General features: G+C 36.6%; 24 protein-coding genes, 1 pseudogene and 1 other annotated feature. Of the genes and pseudogenes, 5 read left to right on the top strand and 20 right to left on the bottom strand.

Going from position 1 to position 24,003, the window contains the following annotated elements; genetic code table 11:
- Positions 1-12: 12 nt before the first annotated feature.
- The 4 genes from ytpR to DVJ99_RS03365 form a co-directional block, all read right to left on the bottom strand.
- Positions 13-612 (bottom strand): YtpR family tRNA-binding protein, encoded by a 600-nt coding sequence (gene ytpR / locus DVJ99_RS03380; RefSeq protein ID WP_114603136.1) that lies wholly within the window; start codon positions 610-612, stop codon positions 13-15.
- 12 nt (positions 613-624) lie between these two features.
- Positions 625-1,491 (bottom strand): DUF1444 domain-containing protein, encoded by an 867-nt coding sequence (locus DVJ99_RS03375; RefSeq protein WP_105992528.1) that lies wholly within the window; start codon positions 1,489-1,491, stop codon positions 625-627.
- Positions 1,492-1,584: 93 nt separating this feature from the next.
- On the bottom strand, positions 1,585-1,893 hold the full coding sequence (locus DVJ99_RS03370) for a thioredoxin family protein (RefSeq protein WP_114603135.1): 309 nt from the start codon (positions 1,891-1,893) through the stop codon (positions 1,585-1,587).
- A gap of 25 nt (positions 1,894-1,918) precedes the next feature.
- On the bottom strand, positions 1,919-2,995 hold the full coding sequence (locus tag DVJ99_RS03365) for a M42 family metallopeptidase (protein WP_114603134.1): 1,077 nt from the start codon (positions 2,993-2,995) through the stop codon (positions 1,919-1,921).
- Positions 2,996-3,079: 84 nt separating this feature from the next.
- On the opposite strand from DVJ99_RS03365, the gene DVJ99_RS03360 reads away from it, so the two are divergent.
- Entirely contained in the window at positions 3,080-3,391 is a 312-nt protein-coding gene (locus DVJ99_RS03360; RefSeq protein WP_105992525.1) for a hypothetical protein, read from the top strand.
- 103 nt (positions 3,392-3,494) lie between these two features.
- Here the strand turns inward: DVJ99_RS03360 and DVJ99_RS03355 are convergent, their stop codons facing one another.
- The 8 genes from DVJ99_RS03355 to DVJ99_RS03320 all read right to left on the bottom strand — a co-directional run bounded on the left by DVJ99_RS03355 (position 3,495) and on the right by DVJ99_RS03320 (position 11,376).
- The gene (locus DVJ99_RS03355; protein WP_114603133.1) at positions 3,495-4,319 is read right to left on the bottom strand and encodes a YtnP family quorum-quenching lactonase; all 825 of its coding nucleotides are present in this window, start codon (positions 4,317-4,319) and stop codon (positions 3,495-3,497) included.
- A gap of 107 nt (positions 4,320-4,426) precedes the next feature.
- Complete coding sequence (gene trmB / locus DVJ99_RS03350) at positions 4,427-5,065, bottom strand: tRNA (guanosine(46)-N7)-methyltransferase TrmB (protein WP_114603132.1); 639 nt, start codon at positions 5,063-5,065, stop codon at positions 4,427-4,429.
- A gap of 13 nt (positions 5,066-5,078) precedes the next feature.
- Positions 5,079-5,870: a phosphotransferase family protein gene (locus tag DVJ99_RS03345; protein ID WP_162912131.1), complete on the bottom strand. Its 792-nt coding sequence runs from the start codon at positions 5,868-5,870 to the stop codon at positions 5,079-5,081.
- A gap of 269 nt (positions 5,871-6,139) precedes the next feature.
- Positions 6,140-6,988 carry a D-amino-acid transaminase gene (gene dat / locus DVJ99_RS03340; protein ID WP_105992521.1) on the bottom strand — a complete coding sequence of 283 codons (849 nt, stop codon included), beginning with the start codon at positions 6,986-6,988 and terminating at the stop codon, positions 6,140-6,142.
- A 2-nt stretch (positions 6,989-6,990) separates the two neighbouring features.
- The gene (gene pepV, locus DVJ99_RS03335; RefSeq protein WP_114603131.1) at positions 6,991-8,400 is read right to left on the bottom strand and encodes a dipeptidase PepV; all 1,410 of its coding nucleotides are present in this window, start codon (positions 8,398-8,400) and stop codon (positions 6,991-6,993) included.
- Between the two features lie 201 nt (positions 8,401-8,601).
- The gene (locus tag DVJ99_RS03330) at positions 8,602-9,018 is read right to left on the bottom strand and encodes a YtxH domain-containing protein (RefSeq protein WP_114603130.1); all 417 of its coding nucleotides are present in this window, start codon (positions 9,016-9,018) and stop codon (positions 8,602-8,604) included.
- A gap of 28 nt (positions 9,019-9,046) precedes the next feature.
- Positions 9,047-9,742: a pseudouridine synthase gene (locus tag DVJ99_RS03325; RefSeq protein ID WP_114603129.1), complete on the bottom strand. Its 696-nt coding sequence runs from the start codon at positions 9,740-9,742 to the stop codon at positions 9,047-9,049.
- Entirely contained in the window at positions 9,742-11,376 is a 1,635-nt protein-coding gene (locus DVJ99_RS03320) for a putative polysaccharide biosynthesis protein (protein ID WP_114603128.1), read from the bottom strand. Before DVJ99_RS03320 ends, DVJ99_RS03325 begins: the two co-directional genes overlap by 1 nt.
- A gap of 263 nt (positions 11,377-11,639) precedes the next feature.
- On the opposite strand from DVJ99_RS03320, the gene DVJ99_RS03315 reads away from it, so the two are divergent.
- A complete protein-coding gene (locus DVJ99_RS03315) occupies positions 11,640-12,905 on the top strand; it encodes a BaiN/RdsA family NAD(P)/FAD-dependent oxidoreductase (protein WP_114603127.1) in 1,266 nt (421 codons plus the stop codon).
- Between the two features lie 78 nt (positions 12,906-12,983).
- Here the strand turns inward: DVJ99_RS03315 and DVJ99_RS03310 are convergent, their stop codons facing one another.
- From DVJ99_RS03310 to DVJ99_RS03295, 4 genes are all read right to left on the bottom strand, one after another.
- The gene (locus DVJ99_RS03310; protein WP_114603126.1) at positions 12,984-13,301 is read right to left on the bottom strand and encodes a rhodanese-like domain-containing protein; all 318 of its coding nucleotides are present in this window, start codon (positions 13,299-13,301) and stop codon (positions 12,984-12,986) included.
- 20 nt (positions 13,302-13,321) lie between these two features.
- Positions 13,322-15,736 (bottom strand): leucine--tRNA ligase, encoded by a 2,415-nt coding sequence (leuS, locus tag DVJ99_RS03305; protein ID WP_114603125.1) that lies wholly within the window; start codon positions 15,734-15,736, stop codon positions 13,322-13,324.
- Positions 15,737-15,787: 51 nt separating this feature from the next.
- Positions 15,788-15,974 (bottom strand) — a binding site (T-box leader).
- A gap of 51 nt (positions 15,975-16,025) precedes the next feature.
- Positions 16,026-16,742 (bottom strand): sugar transferase, encoded by a 717-nt coding sequence (locus tag DVJ99_RS03300; RefSeq protein ID WP_114603124.1) that lies wholly within the window; start codon positions 16,740-16,742, stop codon positions 16,026-16,028.
- A 145-nt stretch (positions 16,743-16,887) separates the two neighbouring features.
- Positions 16,888-18,066: an MDR family MFS transporter gene (locus tag DVJ99_RS03295; RefSeq protein WP_114603123.1), complete on the bottom strand. Its 1,179-nt coding sequence runs from the start codon at positions 18,064-18,066 to the stop codon at positions 16,888-16,890.
- A gap of 271 nt (positions 18,067-18,337) precedes the next feature.
- Between DVJ99_RS03295 and mnmL the strand changes: the two genes are divergently transcribed.
- Together mnmL and mnmM are read left to right on the top strand one after the other, a co-directional pair.
- A complete protein-coding gene (gene mnmL / locus DVJ99_RS03290; protein ID WP_114603122.1) occupies positions 18,338-19,300 on the top strand; it encodes a tRNA modification radical SAM protein MnmL/YtqA in 963 nt (320 codons plus the stop codon).
- Complete coding sequence (gene mnmM, locus DVJ99_RS03285) at positions 19,297-19,854, top strand: tRNA 5-(aminomethyl)-2-thiouridylate-methyltransferase MnmM (RefSeq protein WP_114603121.1); 558 nt, start codon at positions 19,297-19,299, stop codon at positions 19,852-19,854. Before mnmL ends, mnmM begins: the two co-directional genes overlap by 4 nt.
- A gap of 90 nt (positions 19,855-19,944) precedes the next feature.
- On the opposite strand, the gene DVJ99_RS03280 is transcribed toward mnmM, so the two are convergent.
- Together DVJ99_RS03280 and DVJ99_RS03275 are read right to left on the bottom strand one after the other, a co-directional pair.
- A complete protein-coding gene (locus tag DVJ99_RS03280) occupies positions 19,945-20,901 on the bottom strand; it encodes an L-lactate dehydrogenase (RefSeq protein WP_114603120.1) in 957 nt (318 codons plus the stop codon).
- Between the two features lie 180 nt (positions 20,902-21,081).
- Entirely contained in the window at positions 21,082-21,912 is an 831-nt protein-coding gene (locus tag DVJ99_RS03275) for an alpha/beta fold hydrolase (RefSeq protein WP_114603119.1), read from the bottom strand.
- 265 nt (positions 21,913-22,177) lie between these two features.
- Here DVJ99_RS03275 and DVJ99_RS03270 point away from each other — a divergent pair, with 265 nt between their 5' ends.
- Complete coding sequence (locus DVJ99_RS03270) at positions 22,178-23,167, top strand: proline dehydrogenase family protein (protein WP_114603118.1); 990 nt, start codon at positions 22,178-22,180, stop codon at positions 23,165-23,167.
- Positions 23,168-23,331: 164 nt separating this feature from the next.
- Here DVJ99_RS03270 and DVJ99_RS03265 read toward each other — a convergent pair whose 3' ends face one another.
- Together DVJ99_RS03265 and DVJ99_RS13460 are read right to left on the bottom strand one after the other, a co-directional pair.
- Positions 23,332-23,712, bottom strand: coding sequence for a transposase (locus DVJ99_RS03265; protein WP_114603117.1), 381 nt, complete (start codon positions 23,710-23,712; stop codon positions 23,332-23,334).
- Positions 23,709-24,003: pseudogene (locus DVJ99_RS13460) on the bottom strand (IS30 family transposase); the annotation flags it as partial. The gene DVJ99_RS03265 and the pseudogene DVJ99_RS13460, both read right to left, overlap by 4 nt.

The raw sequence follows: 24,003 nt of genomic DNA, 5'->3' as shown, positions 1-24,003 counted from the left end.
CTTCCAATCATTTTATTCTTCGAAAAATGGTTGCCCAACTTGGTAATCATCAGATAAAACCATAATACCTTTTTCTTGCGGTGCATTCGGCAGATTCAATTCTTTCATTGAGCACACCATACCGCTTGATGGTACACCGCGAAGTTCCGCATCTTTGATCACCATACCGCTCGGCATTACAGCACCTACTTTAGCAACAACCACTTTTTGGTCAGCTTCAACGTTTGGTGCACCGCAAACGATTTGCAGTGTTTCGTCTCCGACATCAACTTTTAAGATGCTTAATTTATCCGCATTCGGATGTTTTTCTTTTGTTTTAACATAACCTACTACAAATTTAGGTGATAAATCTGAGTCTAATTGATCTTCAACACCTGCATCTGCTAGAACTTTTTGAAGACTTTCTAATAATTCAGGTGTTAATTTAATAAAGCCGTTGCCTTCAATTGATAAATGCTTAGAAGCATTAAAGATATTATAACCGACTGCTTTATTGTCTAAAGTAATTCTGACAACATCGCCATGTGTCGTATATTCAAAGTCGCCTTCTGCAGGTTCAACTTGTAAAAATGCTACATCTCCAACACCGTTTAAGTTATAAAATAAATTCATAGTATGATCTCCTTATTTCTTGTCATTTTTCTTATTATCTTTAACTGCGCTTAATTCTTGAACCACATTAGGACTTTTTCCTTTTTTGTCTTTATTGTTTTTCGCAAGAATAAAGATAGGTTCAAAGTGTCCTTTTTCATAAGCTAAGGACAATGAAGTAATCGGTACAAGACCGTTTGTGAAGAATTCCATAGTTAAGTGTGCCATGACATCATAACCTGTTTTGTTTCTGATATCAGCAATAATCAAAACATCTTGATGGGGAACGGCCACTAACATTTCGCCTTCGCATTTTTCTTCAAATTGATTCAATAATGGTGTGTTGAGAATGCGGCTTGCATCATATCCATCATTGGTATTAATGAAATAGAAGATATTGCCTTTAACTTCATCAGTTTTATAAGGCGTATCTAATTTTCTGATATTGAATAATGCCATCTCTTTAATTTGCTGAGCCGTGACATTTAATTGTTTTAACATTGATTCATCGATTAATCGATAGGACTTTCCTAAATCTAATGCGTAATAAACATTGGTTTCTGCTGTATGTTTATCGATTACAAACGGATGGCCCTCTTTTGTTTCTTTTTCAAAGCTTGCTGCACGTATGACAGGCATAATTTTTAAATCTTTCATATCTTGATGTGCTTGATCGCTCATTTGATGAATTGTCTCGTTAACATAATAAACAATTTCATCTACAATCTTCTCTTTGTGATCGTTATATTTTGCAACGATGGGTGTTAATCTAATCGTTACACCTTTCCCATTATCTTTACGTGCAATGCGCAAGGTATCTTCTTCTCTATTAAATGTAAAGTTTACGTCTAAATGGTTTAAACGTTCTTTTAATTTATCTCTCATTTGAAAGACATTCATAATTAACACTCCTAATTACATACCTTTTTATAGTTTACCGTAAAAATACCCTTAGGAACAGAAAAAATGTTAATTTCCTAAGGGTATTTTTATTTAAATATTCGCGATAAATTCATCTATTTGTTCAATTGTTTTTCTGTCTTTACTTACATAACTTCCCACTTGTTCGCCATTTTCATAAACTAAAAAGCTTGGGATACCCATAATACCGAGTTCTGCAGCTAAATCAATAAATTGGTCGCGGTCTACAGATACAAATGTATACTCAGGATGTTTTTCTTCTAATTCTGGAAGTCTAGGTGCGATAAAACGACAATCGCCGCACCAATCTGCTGTAAACATAAAGATGGTTTTACCCTCTTTCAATTCATTAAATGCTTCTACTGATTCTAATTGTTTCATAAATCCTTCACTTCTTTCTTATATTTTATGAATATTTTAAATGTTCGATTGTTTCATCATCTAATGCAGAAATAGATGCTTTGAGCAGCGCTCTGGCAGAATAATAATCTCTGATATCAAATACAGAGTCAGAACTGTGAATATATCTTGCACATACACCTATAACCGCAGTTGGAATACCAATGTTGGCTTTGTGAATTTCACCGCCGTCAGTACCGCCAGGAGAAATGTAATATTGTGTTTTAATATCATGTTGCTGAGCTTGTTCTAATAAGTAGTCTCTAAATGCAGGTTTCAGAATCATTGTACCGTCTTTGATACGAATTAGAGTACCGCCGCCTAATTGGCCTGACAACTGTTGTACACCTTTCATATCATTCGCTGGCGAACAATCTACCACAAATGCGATATCTGGATTGATTTGTTCAGCTGCTGCGCGGGCACCTCTTAAACCAACTTCTTCTTGAACATTTGCGCCGACATATAAATCTACATCAAGTTCTTGGTCTTTAAATAATTTTAAAATTTCAATAGCCAATAAACAACCATAACGATTGTCCCATGCTTTACCAGCAAAGCGATGCTCGGATAATTGAATAAATTCAGTATCAGGTACGATTGAATCTCCGATTTCAATACCTCTCGCTCTGACTTCTTCAGCTGAATCACTGCCGATATCTAACATTAGATCTTTAATCTGCGGCTGTCCTTCATTTCCTGTTCTGAAATGTTTTGGAATACTCGCAACTACACCAGTAATGATCTCATTCTTGCGTGATTTGACTTTTAAACGTTGTCCTTGCCAAATATCAGCAGCAACGCCTCCTAAGTTCGTAAAGTGCAGCATACCGTTTTTTGTAATATCTGTAACCATGAAACCTACTTCATCCATATGTGCTGCGACCATAACTTTTTTAGCATCTTCTTTTTTAGATTTTTTTACCGCATAAAATCCGCCCATATGATTATAAATAAATGTATCCGCATAGGGTTCCATTTGTTCTTTTATGTACGCTTTAAGATCTTGTTCAAAACCTGGGGCACCATGAAATTCTGTTAAAGCTTTAATATGTTTTAAAGTATCTTGTCTTGCAATTTCCATTATGTCATCGCTCCTTAATAATTCATTATCTCCCTTATGTTATGGTAGAATATTAATATAACGTAAGTGGAGGTATAAATTGAGATGTCTCGAAGAAAAATTTTGTTATTGATAGTATTACCAATTACAGTTTTATTGGGCAGTGTAATAGCTTACCTCACTATTTTAGGCACTAAAAAGTATAACCCTCAAAAGCTGATTGAAGAAGTAAAAAGCTACTTCATGAATGTCACAGGGTCATACATTGTCTCAGAACCTCAACCATTTGAACAAGACGGGATTCAATACGAAATCTATCGCGGCGGTGTAACAACTGAAAACCGCGGCAAAGTTAGTAATTATGAATTCATCGCCGATGCCGCAAATGGTAAAATCATTAACATAAAAGAAGTTTAATGATATTGGTATGCATACTTATTACTGCAATGTTTCCGAAAAACGGAAACATTGTTTTTTTATGACCTTTTCTAACCTTTCCACCCTTTAATTGCTATTTCCACTATTTTCGCTCAACCGCTGCTTTGATGGAATGGTCGTCTTTATCAAATTTTACCGCAAAATACGCAGCATCATGATAATATAAGAACCAATAATCCTGCATTATCAGCCAAGGCAGCCATCTTTCTTTCTCTCTTATAGACTGCATCGGATAATCATCGTAAGAAGTTACCCATAACGGATTTAAATGCGCATGAGATGGGAAAATATCAGCCATGTGTACCGCCTTTTCTCCTTCACTCTCAATCGTAATAATACTATGACCGAAACTGTGCCCGCCTGTATGATACATATGAATACCAGGCACGACTTCAATATCGTCTTCGAATAAAATCATGCGTTTTTGGTAATCGCCTTGATTCATCGGCCAATATGTAGCTTTACTTCTAAGATTTGGTGCTAAAAATTCATGCCATTCATCTTGTTGAATATAATGTACTGCATTTTTAAATATTGCATTGCCGTCTAAATCCGCTAATCCTGAAGCGTGATCATAGTGCAAATGCGTCATTAATACAATATCAATATCTTCCGGCTTAAGACCCAGCTTTTTCAAATCTTGAGCAACGAGGCTTTCATTCTCAACCCCGAAATTGCGTTTTTGTTTGTCTGTAAGTTTTCCTTCTCCAAGTCCTGTATCAATAAGGATATTCTGTTCGCCGGTACGAATTAAAATAGGATGTGTTGTCATCGGAACTTGGTTTTTGTCATTAACCGGTATTTTTCTTTCCCATAATGGTTTTGGTACAGGTCCGAACATCGTACCGCCATCCATATTTGTCATTCCGCCATTTAAATAATGCAATTCGTATTTACCTAATTTCACCTGCATCACCCTTACGTTCAGTTATATAGTATAAGTATAGGGCGATTATAGCGTATTTTCAAACTTTATCAACGCATAAAAAAACTGCATTCATAAGAATGCAGTGCTTATTGATGAAATTTTGCTTCCATTCGATAAATACGAGAACCTTTGTCCGCAAATTTTCTTTCATATTCAGTTTCAATATTATCTTCATCATCTTCATCATGAAGATTCAAGTTGATTTTTGTAAAATACATGCCGAATTGGGACATGCTTTCTAAACTATAAGCAAATAACCCTCTGTTATCTGTCTTAAAGTGAATTTCGCCTTCTGCTTTCAAAATTGCTTTATACAACGCTAGAAATGTGTGATATGTCAATCTGCGCTTTGCATGACGTTTCTTAGGCCATGGGTCTGAGAAATTTAAATAAATGCGATCAATTTCGCTTTCTTTAAAGTAATCTGTCAGTTCCATTGCATCATTGCAGATCAATTTAATATTAGTTAAGCCTTTTTCTAGTACTTTATCTAAAACACGAATCATGACGTTCTTGTCTCTTTCTAAAGAAACAAAATTGATGTTCGGATGCAAGGCAGCAAGTTCAGTAATGAACTGCCCCATTCCAGAACCGACTTCGATATAAATCGGCTGTTCTTTATCGAACCAAGCAGACATCTCGCCAGCATGTGTGCCGTCTATATCTACCACATTATCATGTTTGCGCAAATAATCCTCTGCCCAAGGTTTATTTCTTAATCTCATTTAATTTGTCTCCTCAAATAAATACGTTGCTGTTCATTACTTCATTTAAGAATTTCAGCCAAATATTCATATCTTTAAAGCGTTTTTGTTCTTCAGACCATTCTACAAGACCGATTGCTTGTATCACTGTATACCATTTCATTCTCTTGCTTAAATCAATAGACTCTTTACAGCCGTATTTTTCTAGCCACTCTGACCACTCGCTGTGAGGAACGTAATTGTAAAGCAGCATTCCAATATCAATGGCCGGATCTGCCAACATTGCGCCTTCCCAGTCTACTAAATAAAGTTCATCTCGATCTGATAGTAACCAATTATTATGATTCACATCACCATGAACAACTGTATAAAAGCGAGGGTCCAAATGAGGCTTGTGTTCTTCAAGATAAGTCAAAGCTTTTCGTATGACATGATGCGAAAGCACTTGTCTTGAAAGCGAGGTATTGATTTTATTGTAAAGAATGTCAGGTGTGATTGGTTCCATTTCCATTCTTTTTAACATTGTTAACAATGTTTTTGAGCTGTGAATTTTCTTCAACAGCTTGGCAACTCTTGTTTGTGTCATCTCTTCGAATGTTAATTCTCTGCCATTCTTCCAATGCTGCGCTGTGACAACTTCACCTGTTTCTATTCGTTTCGTCCAAACTAGCTTAGGGACAATACCCTCAGCAGACAATGCTGCTATAAATGGATTTGAGTTTCTTTTCAAGAACAGCTTTTGGCCATCTTGTTCAGCCATGTAAGCCTCTCCGGAAGCTCCTCCAGCAGAATCTAAAGTCCATCCTAACTGATAGAACTGCTCCAACACGTTCACCTCGCTTTCAATTAGAAAATGGCTCTAGAATCGTAGATCAAGAGCCATATTTTACATTTCTTTTAACAATTTTTAACAATTATCCGTCCGTAGCACTCATTGTTAATTCTATAATTTTTAACATTTCTTTTCAACCAAAAATGAGAAACAAAAAGACACATTTTACTTTCTTATTCGCTAATGAAAACATTTCAGTTTTTTAGCGGCGACAATTAAAAATTATACCATAAATTTAATGTCAGTTGGTAAAAATCACTAAATTAATGACTCTCATTTATTTTTTGTTCAAATCCTTTTTGCAATTGGCGTGTAATTGGACCGACTTGTCCGTTTCCAACCGCTTCTCCATCCAATTTAATTACCGGCATCACTTCAACTGAAGTACTTGAAACAATTACTTCATCCGCTTGTTTCAAGAAATCTACAGTAAACGTTTCTTCTTTGAATGGGATATTTTGCTCATTTGCAATACGTTTGATTACTTTTCTAGTAATACCATTCAAGATGAAATTATCAGTCGGATGAGTATAGATCACACCGTCTTTAATTGCATACACGTTGCTTGATGCACCTTCAGTGACAGTTTCGCCGCGATGTTGGATTGCTTCTGAAGCATTGTATTTCACAGCATATTCTTTTGATAATACATTACCAAGCAAATTCAAGCTTTTGATATCGCAGCGCAACCAGCGGATATCTTCAACTGTTACAGCGTTGATTCCGTTTTCTAATGCTTCTAACGGTCTGCCGTAACTTCTTGTGAATGCCATCATTTGCGGTTTGACGTCCGGACCAGGGAACGCATGGTCGCGCGGTGCAGCACCGCGTGTCACTTGCATATAAACACCGCCGTTTTCTACGTTGTTTTCTTTAACAAGTGCTTCTGCTTTTTCTGTTAGTGATTCGATCGTTTCATCTAAATCAATATTCAGTTCAGATGCACTTCTTAAAAATCTTTCAAAATGTTCTTGTAAAGTAAAGAAGTGTCCATCATAAATTCGGATGTATTCATAAATACCGTCTCCGAAGTTATAACCTCTGTCATTATATGGCACAAGTGCCTCTTGTTCCTCTACAAATCGGCCGTTTAGCAACACTTTATTCGTCATAGTCATTCCTCCACACATAATGCGTACAATGCTTCTAAATAAATACTTGTAGCATTAAATAATTGTTTTTTAGTGATGTATTCGTTTCTTTGATGCATTAAGTCCTCTGAGTCGCTGAACATCGCTCCGAATGCTACGCCTTTATCTAGATTACGTGCGTAAGTACCTCCGCCGATTGTGTATGGCTCAGTCATATCGCCTGTTTGGTTGCGATATGCTTGAACTAAAGATTGTACAAACGGATCATCTTTATCAACATAATGAGGACGTTGTACTTTGCCTAATTCAAGTTCGAATCCTAATTCATTTACTTCGTGTTTGAAGCCTTCGATAGCTTCATCAAATTCAAATCCTTCTGGGTAGCGCAAATTAATACCATATTCGCCGCCTTTTCCTTTTTCATAAGAAATAATACCGATGTTAGTTGTTAAATCTCCCATTTTATCGGTATGGAATTTCATGCCCATTTTTTCGCCGAAGTGTGATTCAAATAAATAACGTTCACTTAAATCCACAAATTTTGCAGCGTTTGCATCTAATTCCAAGCCGTTTAAAAAGTGAATTAAATATAACCCTGCATTAAGTCCGATTGAAGGGTCCATACCATGTACGGCTTTACCTTTTAAACGTAGTACTAATGTATCTCCTTCTAATTCGCTTGTGCCTGTTAATTCATGCGCTTCCAGATATTGCTGGTAGCGTTCTGTTACATCAGAATTGCTTGTTTTAACACTAAGTTTTGCCACTGCTTCATCAGGAACCATGTTGTATCGTTGGCCTGATTCAAGTGATAAAAGTGTCACTTCCGCTTCATCATCTGAAGCAGCATCAGCATTGAATTTGATGTCGAAAGTAGTAATCCCTTTCTCACCATGAATTGCTGGGAATTCAGCATCAGGCGCAAAACCTAATACCGGCATTTCTTCAGTTTTGAAATAACGGTCGACACATTTCCAATCAGATTCTTCATCTGTACCGATGATAATATGCACACGTTTTTTCCAATCTACATTCATTTCATTTAAGATTTTAACAGCATAATAAGCTGCGATTGTAGGTCCTTTATCATCTAAAGTACCACGTGCGATAATTGCATCATCAGTTACAGTAGGTTGAAACGGCGGTGTATCCCAACCTTCGCCTGCAGGTACTACGTCGACATGGCATAATACACCGAATAAGTCTTCTCCTTTACCTGCTTCGATTCTGCCTGCAATATGATCGACATCGTGGACAGTGAATCCATCACGTTCAGCAATTTGATACATATAATCAAGTGCCGCTCTTGGACCCGGACCGACTGGTGCATCAGATGTTGCTTTACTATCGTCTCTTACACTTTCAATGGATAGTAAGCCGCTTAAATCAGCAATAATTTGATCTTCATATTCTTGCACTTTTTCTTTCCACATTCGTGATCAACTTCCTTCTCGTTTTTTAGTTCACTATTTATTTTACCCTAACTGATTCTTAAACAACAGTGGGAACCCCATAAATTTTCTGTCAACTTTTCAAAAATGTTGTCATTGCAAGCCTTAAAACACAAAAATAATTTTCGGTATCAAAAAAAGCACCTTAGCGAATCCGCTAAGGTACTTAAAATAAAAACTGTCTTATTTGTTGTCGTTAGAATCTTTGTTTTCGTTTTGTTTTAAATCTTCATCAGTAACGATTCTGATGTTGTTTTGCGCTTCATCTGAACCTTTAACATCTTTCAATGTTGGTGATGGCGCATCTCCTGAATTAGAGAAACGATTTTTTTGTTCTTGCAAGAAACCTTTAGGGTCTTGTTTTACTTTTTCAGCATAACCTTTAGGATCTTGTTTTACTTCGTTGAAAGTTTCAGTTGCTTTTGATGCAACTTGGTTTGCTAATTCTTTAGCATTTTCTTTATATGATTCAGGGTTTTCTTTGTATTTATCATATTCTTGTTTTAAACGATCTCTGCTTTCTTTTCTGCTTAACGCTACAGCAACTGCTGCTGCGCCGATTCCTAGTACTGCTTTTAAGAAGTTATTTGATTTAGCCATAAATAATCACCTTGTCCTTTTTAAAATTTTAGCTTTTAACTAATTCCAATTCTGTTTCGGTTAATTCGCGATACTCGCCTTTTAACAGATTGTCATCTAGTTTTAAATTTCCGATTTTAACTCGCTTTAACTTAGTTACCTCATTATCAATCGCATGAAACATCCTTTTTACTTGATGGTAGCGACCTTCATGAATTGTCACAAATACAATTTGAGGATCTTCTGTTATTTCGAGTTTTGCCGGTTTGACTTTACCATCCGATAATTCTATACCTTCTTTGAATCTTTGTACATCATCTTGCGTCACTGGTTGTGCTGCTTCGACTTGATATACTTTTGAAACATGCTTATTCGGACTCATTACATCGTGGTTGAATTGCCCATCGTTTGTAATCAACAACAACCCTTCTGTATCTTTATCTAATCTTCCAACAGGAAAAAGGTCTAAATATTGATATTGTTCAATCAAGCTAATGACTGTATTATGCTCTGCATCCTCAACCGCAGAAACATAGCCGGCAGGTTTGTTCAGCATTAAATAGATTTTATCAATATAAGCAATGACTTCACCGTTTACGCTGATTTCATCCGCTTCTGGATTGATTTGACGCTTGCTTTGTTTTTCTTTCTTTCCATTGACCATCACTGCATTTTTCTTTAACAGTTGTTTGACCTCGCTGCGTGTACCTGCACCCATATTTGATAAAAATTTATCTAATCTCATTATGAGATTCTCAACTTTCTGCGTAATTTGCTTGGCAATTCACCAAGGAATTGATCCGCAAGTCTTGTTTTCAGTGTGATACCGCCATAAACTGCCATACCAATCACAACTCCTACGATTAAAATAATTAAACTGCCGAATTTTGTTTGCGGCGATACAACCATTTGCATCAACCAATAACCGATTTCGACACAAATCATCATGATGAAGCCGTAGATAAAGATTTTCGCAAATTGAATCCAAGTTTCTGTAAATGTGAACTTCGCATATTTCTTCAAGATATAGAAGTTGCAGATGTTTGCGAATAATAAAGCGATACCCGTACTTAGTACTGCACCTGCTGTATGGAACATAACAATAAGCGGGAAGTTTAATACAATTTTCAATACAACTGCCGCTAAAATAACGAATACTGTCAGTTTCTGTTTATCTATACCTTGCAGCATAGATGCAGTAATACTTAATAAAGATATCAGCATTGCCACGGGTGCATAGAAGAATAACAAACGGCTGCCGTCAAAGTTATTACTGTAGAACACAGTATATAACGGAGAGGCTAACGCCATAATCCCTAAACTTGCAGGAACTGTAATAAACATTAAGACACCAAGCGATGTTCTGATTTGTCTGTGCATTTCGCTCAGTTCGCCTGATTCATATGTCTTTGTAATATAAGGAATCAAACTGATCGCAAAGCCTGCTGCTAATGAAGTGGGGATCATCACAATTTTGTTTGTTGTCATATTCAATATTGTAAAGAAATAGTCGTGTAATTGCTGAGGTACGCCTGCAATGCCTAAAGCATTGTTATGTGTCAGCTGATCCACAATGTTGAAGAGCGGGAAGTTTAAGCTGACAATAACAAAAGGAATACTATACGAAATAATTTCTTTATACATTTTTGAATACGGAACATCCAAACCGGTTGTGTCAGACGCAACCATTTCATCTATATATGGTTTACGCTTGCGCCAATAATACCACAGTGTAAAGATACCTACAATTGCACCGATTGCTGCCGCAAATGTAGCTACACCATTGGCCATTAAGACTGTACCGTTCATCACGTGCAAGACAACATAGCTGCCGCCTAAAATAAAGATAATTCTAGCTACTTGTTCAGTTACCTCTGAAACAGCTGTAGGACCCATAGATTTGAAACCTTGGAATACCCCTCGCCAAGTCGCTAATAGCGGAATAAAGATAACAACTGTACTGATAATACGGATAATCCATGTAATATCATCAACAGTCCATCCGCCTTTTACGTTTGATTTATGTGCCAATGTGACATTAGCGATAAACGGAGATAAAGTATATAAGATAATAAACCCGATAATACCGCTGATCGACATGACAATAAAACTTGATTTATAAAGCTTTTGACTTACATGATATGCACCGATTGCATTATACTTTGCTACATACTTAGAAGCAGCCAGCGGAACACCAGCGGTTGCTACAGCAATCGCAATGTTGTAAGGTGCATATGCATAGTTGAATGGGGCCAAATTCTCCTCACCGCCGATAATTGCGTAAAACGGTATAATGAACAGCACACCCAGTATTTTGGTAATCAAAATACTTACTGTTAAGAGAAAGGTCCCTCTCACTAATTCTTGACTTTCATTCATAACACTCTTCCTATCTGAAAATTAATTTAATCTTATCCCACTACCAACATTCATTAGCAGTTACTTTTTTTCATTAGTATTATAGCTTAAAATTGTGTTAACAGGAAAGATATTATAAAGAATTTAACAACAGAGTAGACTATGCCATATAATCTTACGAAAGTAAACGGAATACTAGTCTAAGCATTCACAATAACCTAAATACTTATTTCAAATCAAATCAAAGGAGGTAATCACGCTAGATTTAATGCGTGATAATCGATATGTACCAAACAATCATTATAGGCGGCGGTCCCAGCGGTTTAATGTCAGCTGCAGCCGCAAGCCAAGACAAACAAAAGGTTTTGCTGATAGAAAAGAAGAAAGGACTCGGCAGAAAACTGAAAATTTCAGGCGGAGGCAGATGCAATGTTACCAATCGATTGCCCTACGATGAAATTATCCGTCATATTCCAGGCAACGGAAAATTTCTTTACAGCCCCTTTTCAGTTTTCGACAATGAGTCTATTATAGAATTCTTTGAATCAAGAGGCGTAAAACTTAAAGAAGAAGATCACGGCCGAATGTTTCCGGTTTCTAACCGTGCACAAGATGTCGTAGATACATTGATTCAAGAATTAGCTCAAAATCATGTTGAAGTTAAAGAAGAAACAGCAGTCAAACACATCCAAAAGAACGATGATGGAAGCTTTAGCGTTACAGATCAAGACAACCGCGACTATTTAGCCAAATCAGTGGTGATCGCTACAGGCGGCACAAGTGTACCGCACACAGGTTCAACAGGTGACGGTTATACATTTGCGGAAAGTTTAGGCCATACCATTACAGAACTCTTTCCGACAGAAGTTCCGATTACTTCTAAAGAACCTTTTATAATCAGAAAGACACTCAAAGGTCTCAGCTTAAAAGATGTCGCTTTATCTGTATTAAGAAAAAACAAAAAACCGCGTATCACTCATCAAATGGATATGATATTCACACACTTCGGCGTCAGCGGACCTGCTGCTTTACGCTGCAGCCAATTTGTATACAAAGAACAAAAATCTCAAAAGAGACAAGACATCAAAATGCAGCTTGATGTCTTCCCTGAAGAGAAAGAAAATGAAGTGCAAGCACGCATTAAGAAATTAATTAAAGATGCTCCGGATAAATATATCAAGAACAGCTTTCGCGGCATCATTGAAGAACGCTATCTGAATTTTATTTTAGAACAAGCCGGCGTAGCTGAAGACACAACCGGACATCATATCTCTAATCAGCAAATCTTGGAAATTGCACATCTGTTCAAATCATTTACGTTTAATGTAAATGGGACCTTGCCGATAGAAAAAGCATTTGTCACAGGCGGTGGTGTCTCTATTAAAGAAATCGAACCGCATACCATGATGTCTAAAATTACACCTGGCCTTTTCCTTTGCGGTGAAGTACTCGATATACACGGTTATACTGGCGGCTATAATATTACCAGCGCTTTAGTAACCGGACGTGTTTCGGGTCTTAACGCAGGCATCTACAACAGCACAATGTAATGCATCACACAATGAAAATAGCCGAAACAGCACACTGATAAAGTGCCCTGTTTCGGCTATTACTATGTTAAAAACTTATTAAATACTATCGACTTCTAAACCTTCGTCGCCCCATGCTTTCATACCGCCTTCTACATTTACAGCATGAATGTTAGGGTTTTGTTCCTTAAGATAGTTGACTACATTTGCACTGCGTACACCGCCTGCGCAAATAATATAGTACGTATCATTTTCATTAAAGTCTTTGACATGGTCAGGAATTTGATTCATCGGAATTGTTGTTGCTCCAGGAATAATACCTGTAGCTGTTTCCTCATCTTCTCTGACGTCAACAATATGAACAGGTGAATGTTCTAGCATTTTCTTTTTAAGTTCATCTGTTGTAATTGATTCCATCACTTAATCACCTTCCTTAATTATTTAGCTACAATATTCACTAATTTATGCGGAACAGCGATGACTTTCTTGATGTCTTTTTCCCCTATATCTAATTTAACATTTTCATTTTTTAAAGCAATGTCTTCCATTTCTTCTTTTGACGCATCTTTTGGAATGAAGACTTTCGCTCTGACTTTGCCGTTGACTTGAACAACAATTTCAACTTCATCATCAACAAGTAATGATTCATCGAAATCTGGCCATGGTTGGTAACTGATTGTTTCATCATGTCCAAGTTTAGACCATAATTCTTCACCTAAATGCGGCGCAATCGGCGACAACATTTTCACAAACCCTTCAACATAAGGTTTGTAAAGCTGATCTGCTTTGTAGCCTTCGTTAATGAATACCATCAATTGACTGATAGCAGTGTTGAAGTTTAATGTGTCATAGTCTTCTGTTACTTTTTTCACAGTTTGGTTATATACTTTTTGTAATGATTTATCATCATTATCTACTATTTTAGAAGATAGTGTGCCATCTTCATTTACGAACAATCTCCATACACGGTCTAAGAAACGACGAGAACCGTCTAAACCTTTTTCGCTCCATGCGATTGCCGCATCTAAAGGTCCCATGAACATTTCATATAAGCGTAATGTGTCTGCACCGTGTGAACGTACGATATCGTCTGGGTTGACTACGTTGCCGCGAGATTTACTCATTTTTTCATTACCTTCACCTAAAATCATACCTTGGTTGAATAATTTTTGGAATGGCTCTTTCGTAGGTACAACGCCTAAATCGTAAAGTACTTTATGCCAGAATCTTGAGTAAAGCAAGTGAAGTACCGCATGTTCTACCCCGCCGATGTATAAATCAACAGGCAACCAGTGTTTTAATTTTTCAGGGTCCGCTAACATTTCGTCATTTTTCGGATCAATATATCTTAAATAATACCAGCAGCTGCCTGCCCATTGCGGCATAGTATTTGTTTCGCGGCGGCCTTTCATACCTGTTTTAGGATCAACCACATTCACAAACTCATCAATATTTGCAAGCGGTGATTCGCCTGTACCTGAAGGCTCGATTGAATCAGTTTCAGGTAATAACAATGGTAATTCTTCTGTCGGAACAGTTGTCATTGTACCGTCTTCCCAATGAATAATCGGAATAGGTTCGCCCCAATAACGTTGACGGCTGAATAACCAGTCGCGTAATTTATAATTGACTTTTTTCTCGCCGGCACCTTTTTCTTCAAGCAATTGGATAGCTTTAGGAATCGCTTCTGCATTGCTTAAGCCATCTAATACACCTGAATTGATATGCGGGCCGTCTCCTGTATATGCTTCTTTCGCAATATCTCCGCCTTCGATGACTTCTTTAATCGGCAAGTCGAATTTTTGTGCGAATTCATAGTCGCGTTCATCATGTGCTGGTACAGCCATTACAGCCCCTGTACCATAAGTAGACAATACATAATCCGCAATCCAAATCGGAAGTTTTTCGCCAGATAATGGATTAATCGCATACGCACCTGTAAATACACCAGATTTGTCTTTTGCTAAGTCTGTACGTTCCAAATCAGACTTCATAGATGCTTCTTTTTTATAATTTTCAACTTCTGCTTTATGATCTTCTGTTGTAATTTGATCTACTAATTCATGTTCTGGACTTAGTACCGCAAAAGTTGCGCCGTAAATTGTATCCGGTCTTGTAGTGAATACGTCGATTTTGCCATCATTATTTTCGATATCAAATGTAACTTTCGCACCTTCAGAACGGCCGATCCAGTTACGTTGCATATCTTTGATAGATTCAGGCCAATCTAAGTCATCTAAGTCTTCAAGCAAACGGTCAGCATATTCAGTAATACGCAATACCCATTGTCTCATCGGACGGCGATAAACAGGATATCCTCCGCGTTCAGAAACACCGTCTACAACTTCTTCGTTAGATAATACCGCTTTAAGTTCAGGACACCAGTTCACCGCAACTTCATCCACATAAGCTAAGCCTTTGTTGTAAAGTTGAATGAAAATCCATTGTGTCCATTTATAATAATCAGGATCTGTTGTACTGATTTCTCTATCCCAGTCATAGCTGAAACCGAGCTCTTGAATTTGACGCTTGAATGTTTTGATATTTTCTTTAGTAAATTCACGCGGATCATTACCAGTGTTCAATGCATATTGTTCAGCAGGCAAACCGAAAGCATCCCATCCCATAGGATGAAGAACATTATATCCTTGCATACGTTTGTAGCGTGAAATAATATCTGTTGCTGTATAGCCTTCAGGATGTCCTACGTGCAACCCTGCACCTGATGGATACGGGAACATATCTAATGCATAAAATTTCTTTTGACCTAAATTATCGCTAGTTTTAAACGTTTTGTGTTCAGCCCAATAATTCTGCCATTTCTTTTCAATTTCTTGATGATTAAAACTCACTTTGCTTTCCTCCTAATAAAAAAATACAACTCAAACTATTATGATTGCTTTATGAAGGACGACTGATGCCGCGGTACCACCTTCATTCGTATTTCTACGCACCTCATACATAATAGCTCGAGCTGTACTTATTCTTAATATTATTCGTTGGTAAGTTCACTTAAATTCCTAAACTGGTTCGCACCGACCACCAGCTCTCTTGATAAGCAATTTAAATTACTACTCCATATACATCTATAACTATATTTTATTCTATCCTTTAATGCAAGCCCTAAATATTTTGCCAGTGCTATCTGGAACCAGAACCTGTGAATAACACACCGATTGTTTTGAACGCGATAAATAATTCCAAAGGAATAGATGCATGGCGGATATAACTCATATCGTATTTCAGCTTTTCATTCGGTTTTAAATCATAACCGCCGCATACTTGTGCCCAGCCGCTTAAACCAGGCAACACTAAACAGCGTTGTTCGAATCCTTGATACTGTGAACTGAATAATTCCACAAATTCAGCACGTTCAGGTCTAGGACCGATAAAACTCATTTCGCCTTTTAACACGTTAAATAATTGCGGCAATTCATCAATTCTTGTTTTTCTGATAAAGTGGCCGACACGTGTGATTCTCGGGTCGTCTTTCTCCGCCCACTGCATGCCGTTTGATTCCGCATTTTTCTTCATGGATCTTAATTTATATATTTTAAACAGTTTCCCCATTTTACCCACACGCATCTGCGAATAAATCGGACTGCCGAAACTATCCAAACAAATGATAATCGAAAATAAAATCATAATCGGCAAAGTGATGAGTATCAATATGAAACTCAATACAATGTCTACGATTCTTTTTAATGCAAAGTATGGTTTTTCAACCGGATGTTGCAAGTTCAATTTCTTTTGAAATTGATACTCATATACACCTAAATCCAGTGTGATTTCGCCTTTATTGATCTTTAAAGGCGTATGCAGCACGTCGCTGTTAAATTCTTCAGTTGTTTTTGTCATGTTGTGTACCTCTAAGTTGTAATTAATATTTCCTAAAAGTAGCTTAACACTTCAACTCATTTAATACAATACTATTAATAAACAATTAAATGTTGTGAAATACTTTAGAAGTGCAAAAAAACAAGACATGGTATCCATATCTTGTTTAAATATCAAATTCACTTGGTGTTAAATGTTTATCATAAATATATAAAAAGAACATTGAAATGATTAATAAGCCCATCATTGACAAGAACATCACTTGCATATTGAAAGTATCTACTAAAATACCGCCGATTAATGGACCGAATGCTTTACCGACCGTTGACGCTGAATTGACAATACCTTGGTATGCACCTTGTTTTCCTTCAGGTGCCAACTGGTTCGCAATTGTAGGTACAGCCGGCCATACAAACATCTCACCTAATGTCAGGATAATCATACCGATTACAAATACAGAGAATTGATGCGCAAAGCTTGTAACGAAGAACGATAAAATAAAAATACAAATACCGACAAACATTTGTTTCTTTAAATTGCCTCTTAATAAGCGTATAACAGGATAAATCAAAGGTTGTGCAACTAAAATCATGATACCGTTGATAGTCCATAATACACTATATTGCGATAATGAAATGTTCATTTGCTGTGTAAATGATGCGATCGTACTCTCCCATTGAATATAAGCAATCCAACATATCGCAAACATTACACATAACAGTAATAATGCAACAAAGCGTTTGCGATATTTCTTTTGCGCCCATTGATTCGTCTCTGGGATTCTGACTTTCCCGCGATATTGTACATTAAATTGTGTCACAGCTACAATAAAGAACACGACATACATTAATAAGTTTGCGATAAAGATATAATTGAAACTAAGTTCTGCTACATAGCCGGCCATGGCTGCGCCGAAGGCCACACCTAAGTTTTGTGCTAAGTAAATCGCATTAAAGGTTTGACGTCCGCCATTCGGCCACACTGCTCCGGCCATCGCATAAATCGCAGGTACGATTACACCCCCGCCGAAACCTAACATTACAAGCCACACCGCATATAACGGCCAGCCGTGATAAAAGTTTAATAAAGTTGTGGCACATAAACAAATAACTGCACCGCTGATAATTGTTGTAAAGCCGCCTAACTTATCAAATAATAAACCGCCAAGCAAGTTGCCGATGACCATCCCTAATGAATTAATCATCAAAACTAACCCGGCAGTTGTTAAGCTTTTACCTAATTCCTGACTCATATAAATTGTATTTAAAGGCCATAAAAAACTGGCACCCATAATGTTGATTGCCATTCCTACAACAAGCCACCAAATTGATTTGGGCATGTTCATACTTATACACCTGCTTTCTCTTTTCTTTTTTCAGATTCAAGTTTTTAACCTCTGCTTTTTTGCCAATTAAAAATTTTCGCCTGCGCACCAAAATGAGCGAAGCGAAAACACATTTTACGTCTATTTATTTAGTACTTAGATTTTGCAACCAGACAATCTTACTATAATTTCTATATTAAGAAAAGACCTAATTCAGATTTTCTTCTCAACAAGTTACCTTAAATTATGGTAAAATCTTACAATGGATTAATTTAAGAAAGGAAAATGTCATATGGGTCGATATTTTACGTATGCATTTGAAGATAAACGCTATCATACATGGAATTACCATTTAAAAAATAAATTCGGACATAAAATTTTTAAAGTCGCTTTAGATGGAGGTTTCGATTGCCCTAACAGAGACGGTACTGTTGCACATGGCGGCTGTACATTCTGTTCTGCTGCCGGCAGCGGGGATTTCGCAGGCAATCGTGCAGATCCTATCGAAGTGCAATTCAAAGAAATCAAAGAACGTATGCATGAGAAGTGGCATGAAGGCAAGTATATCGCATACTTCCAAGCCTTTACTAATACTCATGCACCAGTAGAAGTCTTAAAGGAAAAATTCGAACCGGTTTTAAAAGAACCTGGTGTCGTTGGTTTATCTATCGGAACTAGACCTGACTGTCTGCCGGACGATGTCGTTGAATATTTAGCAGATTTAAACGAACGTACTTACTTATGGGTAGAACTTGGATTACAGACAGTACATCAAGAAACTTCAGATTTAATCAACCGCGCACATGACATGCAGACGTATTATGATGGTGTGGCTAAATTAAGAAAACACAACATTAATGTATGTTCGCACATTATCAACGGACTGCCGGGCGAAGATTACGACATGATGATGGAAACTGCTAAAACAGTCGCACAAATGGATGTACAAGGAATTAAAATTCATTTGCTGCACTTGCTTAAAGGAACACCTATGGTCAAACAATATGAAAAAGGCATGCTGAACTTTATGTCGCAAGAAGAATATGTCAGCTTAGTATGCGATCAATTAGAAATACTGCCTCCTGAAATGATTATCCACCGAATTACCGGCGACGGCCCTATCGATTTAATGGTCGGACCTATGTGGAGTGTTAATAAGTGGGAAGTATTGAATGCAATTGATGCAGAATTAGCACGAAGAAATTCAGCGCAAGGTCAACACTACCAACCTGCAAAGGAAGCGCATCAATCATGATAGTAGAACGTATTTTGCCGTTTGCAAAGTCCTTGATTCAGTCTCATATTAACAGTAAGAGTACAGTCATTGACGCGACGTGCGGCAACGGACATGACACGTTGTTTTTAGCACAGCATGTTCCGAATGGACATGTTTACGGGTTTGATATCCAAGCCGAAGCAATTGAATCAGCAAAACAAAAAGTCGCAGATTTCGATAATACAACATTGATTCATGATGGTCATGAAAATGTTGCGCAATATATTAAAGCAGCTGACTTGCCTGTAGATGCGGCTATCTTTAATCTCGGCTATTTGCCAAAAGGCGATAAACATATCGTGACGACATCAGAAACTACGATTCAAGCAATTGAAGCGATATTCGAAATGCTTTCAACAGAAGGAATTATTGTCTTAGTCATCTATCCAGGACATCCGGAAGGACAAGTAGAAAGCGAGACAGTTTTTCAGTATCTTCAAAACTTCGATCAGCAAAAAGCACATATATTACAGTACGGATTTATTAATCAGCAAAATAACCCACCTTATATTTGTGCAATTGAGAAGCGATAAACAAGTATTAAAATAAAGAATCCGGCAAAAAGATCAAAAATAAGAGCCATTACCGTGTTAAAGCGGCAATGGCTCTTGTTTTATATATAATTAGTTGAATAATTTATCTACACTTTTAGTTGTTTCTTTTAATACACTTACAGAGTGATTGAACTCTTCAGTTTCTTTTTCATTTAAAGGTGTTTCATAAATTTTAACAGCGCCGGCACGGTTAACTAATGTTGGTACACCAATGTACACATCTTTTTGACCATATTCGCCTTCTAAATAACTAGATACAGTTAATACGATGTTTTGGTTGCGTAAAATTGCTTTAGAAATGTGTAATAAGCCCATAGCGATACCGTAGTAAGTAGCACCTTTAGCTTTGATGATGTCATATGCAGCATCACGTGTGTTTAAGAAGATTTCTTCAATACGTTTTGCTCTTTCTGGATCGCTGTTTAAAATATCATATAAGTTTTGACCAGCAACGCTAGCTTGAGACCAAACTGCTAATTCAGAGTCGCCGTGTTCACCGATAATGCTTGCGTTTACACTGTCTGGTGAAACTCCGAATTCTGCACCTAATTCATATTTGAAACGTGCAGTATCTAAGATTGTACCAGAACCGATAACACGTTCTTTTGGTAAGCCTGATACTTTTTTAGTGACATAAGTAAGTACGTCAACTGGGTTTGCAGCAATTAAGAAAATACCATCGAAACCGCTGTCCATGATTTGACCTACAATTGATTTGAAGATTTTAGTATTTTTTTCGACTAAATCTAAACGTGTTTCACCTGGTTTTTGAGGTGCGCCTGCAGTGATGACTACTAAGTCAGCATCTGAACAGTCAGCATAAGTACCTGCAGAAACTTGAGTTGGTGATTCACCGTATGGCATACCATGATTTAAATCTAAAACGTCACCTCTTACTTTTTCTTCAACTAAGTCGATGATGACTAATTGATCAGCAACACCTTGTGCTACCATGGCGAATGCATAACTAGAACCTACTGCACCATCGCCTACTAAAACTACTTTGTTAGCTTTTACATTACTCATATTACTTACCCTCTCCATTATGGAATATCTTCATGTGATATATTTCACATATTAAAGATACCAACTTCATTGCATAATTGCAATGTGTTGAACTCAAAAATCTTCATACAAGTGAACAAATTTTTACAATGTGAATCAAAAAAGGTCAAGATACAATTAATATCTCAACCTCAAACGTTTTTAAATTTCAATTTGATCATCAATATCATTCGGAATAAACCCTAATGCATTAACTTTATTATTCAAGTAACTTAGGACATAACGCATAACTAATGGACGTTCCGGCTCATTATGAATCTCATGATATAAACCTTCCCAAGCTTTAAAATATAATTCTTCTGTTTTAACACGTTTCTTTATATCTATGATAGTTTCTGTATCTACGATTTGATCTTCTGTACCATACATCAGACACATTGGAATACTTTGAATATCTTCTAAGTGTTCCATAGTTTGTTTCATTATATTTACAACTTCTTTGTACCAATGGTATGAAACTTTTGTCAGCATCAATCCATCTTCTTTAGTTTCTTTAATCACTTCTTCATTTCTTGTTAAATGTTCGGGTTCAATCCCTAGATTGAAGCGCATATCTTTAACATTTGAACCGATATTAGATGTAAACATGTTTTTACGTGTTTTAGCATTTTTTTGGAATGCTGTTAAAGGCGAAATTAAAATGATGCCTTCAATCGGCAGTTCAGTACGCTCCATTAAATTCAAGGTAATCAGTCCGCCCAGACCAACGCCCATCAAGAATGTCGGAAGCTTATATTCACTCGCGATTCTTAGCCACTCTAAGATATGTTCGTGATAAATTTCAAAGTTGTCGATTTGGCCTTTATTAGATCTTGATGTCTGACCTTGTCCAGGCAAATCTCCCATGATGACATGATAACCGTTACGTCTTAATGATGTAATGACATATGCATATCTGCCTGTATGTTCTAATAAATTATGAGCAATGACTATAACGCCTTTTGCTTCGCTTTCTGTTTCCCACTTCCACATATCAACGACTACCCTTCTAATAAAATTAGTTTATTTTATTGTATCAAAAGCTGACATCTAAAATCTATTTAGAACTCACGCCAAAATAAGAAAGAAGTATTTTTGAATAGATTTCAAACACAATAACTACAGAAAAGATAATTACATTGTCTCCTCATTATGTAATTATTTATTATAGTGTGTATTATTATATATTGTTAACGTTTTCATACCTTAAAGAAACATGATACACTAATTGAAACAGAGTTGTATGGGAGGAATTTACATGTCACTAGTCAAAGATTTTTTTATAGGTTTGTCAAATAACACTTTTTTGAACAATGCAGCTAGAAAATACGGACCTGTACTTGGGGCGAACAAAGTTGTTGTCGGCAATTCCATTGATGAAGTCATTGAGACAATCAAGACACTAAACGATAAGGGGATTACAGTGACTGTCGATTGTCTTGGTGAATTTGTAGATTCAAAGGAGCAAAGTCTTAAAGAGAAAAACATTATTTTAACTGTGCTTCAAAATATTTACGACAATAATTTAAAAGCACATCTTTCAGTTAAAATCAGTCAATTGGGGGCTGAATTCGATTTAGGCTTAGCTGAAGAGAATTTAAGAGAAATTGCTGCGAAAGCAAAAGATTTAGGCAATATCCATATTAATATCGACACTGAAAAGTTTGCAGGGCTTTCCAATATTCTATATGTATTGGACAAATTATCTGAAGAATATGACAATATTGGAACTGTAGTTCAAGCATATTTATATTCTGCAGATAATATGATTGAAAACTATCCTCATATCCGCTTGCGTTTAGTAAAAGGTGCTTATAAAGAAAATGCGTCGATTGCTTATCAAACGAAAGAAGATATTGATGAAAACTACATTCGTCTTATCGAAAAAAGACTGAAAAGTGCGAAGAATATAACATCTATTGCGACACATGATGATAAAATCATCGATCATGTAAAGCAGTTTGTGAAGGACAATCATATCGATCGAGATAAATTCGAGTTCCAAATGTTATACGGCTTCCGCTCTGACTTAGCCTATGAAATTGCAGATGAAGGTTACCACTTCTGTATCTATGTACCCTACGGCGAAGATTGGTTCGGTTACTTCATGCGCCGTTTAGCAGAAAGACCGCAAAACTTGAATTTAGCATTGAAAGAATTCGTAAAACCAAAAACTTTATCTATCGGTGCAGGTATTTTATCAGTATTAATTGGGCTATGTTTTGTAATAAAAGGATTAAAAAAATAACGCTATAGCATGAGTTTGGTTTATGACTGATTATCCAAAATAAAAGCAAGGCCGTGCGGCCTTGCTCAGAGCGTAGACAAACACATTTATTTTTTAGGTGTTTGTCTATTTTTTTATGTATATTTTGGATTTTTAATGATAATTTTAAAAAGTGCAACGTATTTCTACGTTGTTATTGGTCCTGGAATGGACCACATCGCTAATTTCTTAAGGTTCATTGCACCAGTAATAAGCATCGTCTGCATTGACACTTTTTTAAGGCCTTTTAGCCGTGTCCAACGCATTCCATGCTGTTCTTTTGCATCACCAAATCTTCGTTCCACTGTTTGACTGCGCAATTTATACTTTTCTTTAAAGGTATCTACAAACCTTAAGTCTTCGACTATATCTAAACCGTTTTGCCAGACATGCCTTTGTATTTGTTTAATATGATCTCTATTTTCGGTACATTGATTAATCAACGGACAATTTTTACATTTATTTGGGTTTGACATGTATAAACGATAGCCTGTATTCGTGGTTCTTTTATAATCTTCAATTGTCAAATTAAGTGCAACACCTTATCATTGAAAAGCTCTGCTGGTGTTTTCCAATCAAATCGTTTACGAGGACGTGTATTCAACTTATAAACATAGTGTTCTATTTGTTCTTCTGTAATGTTATCAATATCAATACCTTTGGCTATTATTTTCTAATCAATCCATTTGTATTTTCATTAGTTCCACGTTGCCAAGGGGAATGAGGATCAAGAAAATAAAATGGAATGTTATCTAACTCTGACGTAATTTCTGGATGTTTAGAAAACTCTTTACTTCTATCTGGTGTAATAGATAATC

The sequence above is a fragment of the Staphylococcus sp. EZ-P03 genome (assembly GCF_003344575.1).
In the GTDB taxonomy this organism is placed as follows: Bacteria; Bacillota; Bacilli; order Staphylococcales; family Staphylococcaceae; genus Staphylococcus; species Staphylococcus simulans_B.
The sequence above is the reverse complement of the archived record's forward strand: the minus strand, read 5'-3'. Positions and strand labels throughout refer to the sequence as shown.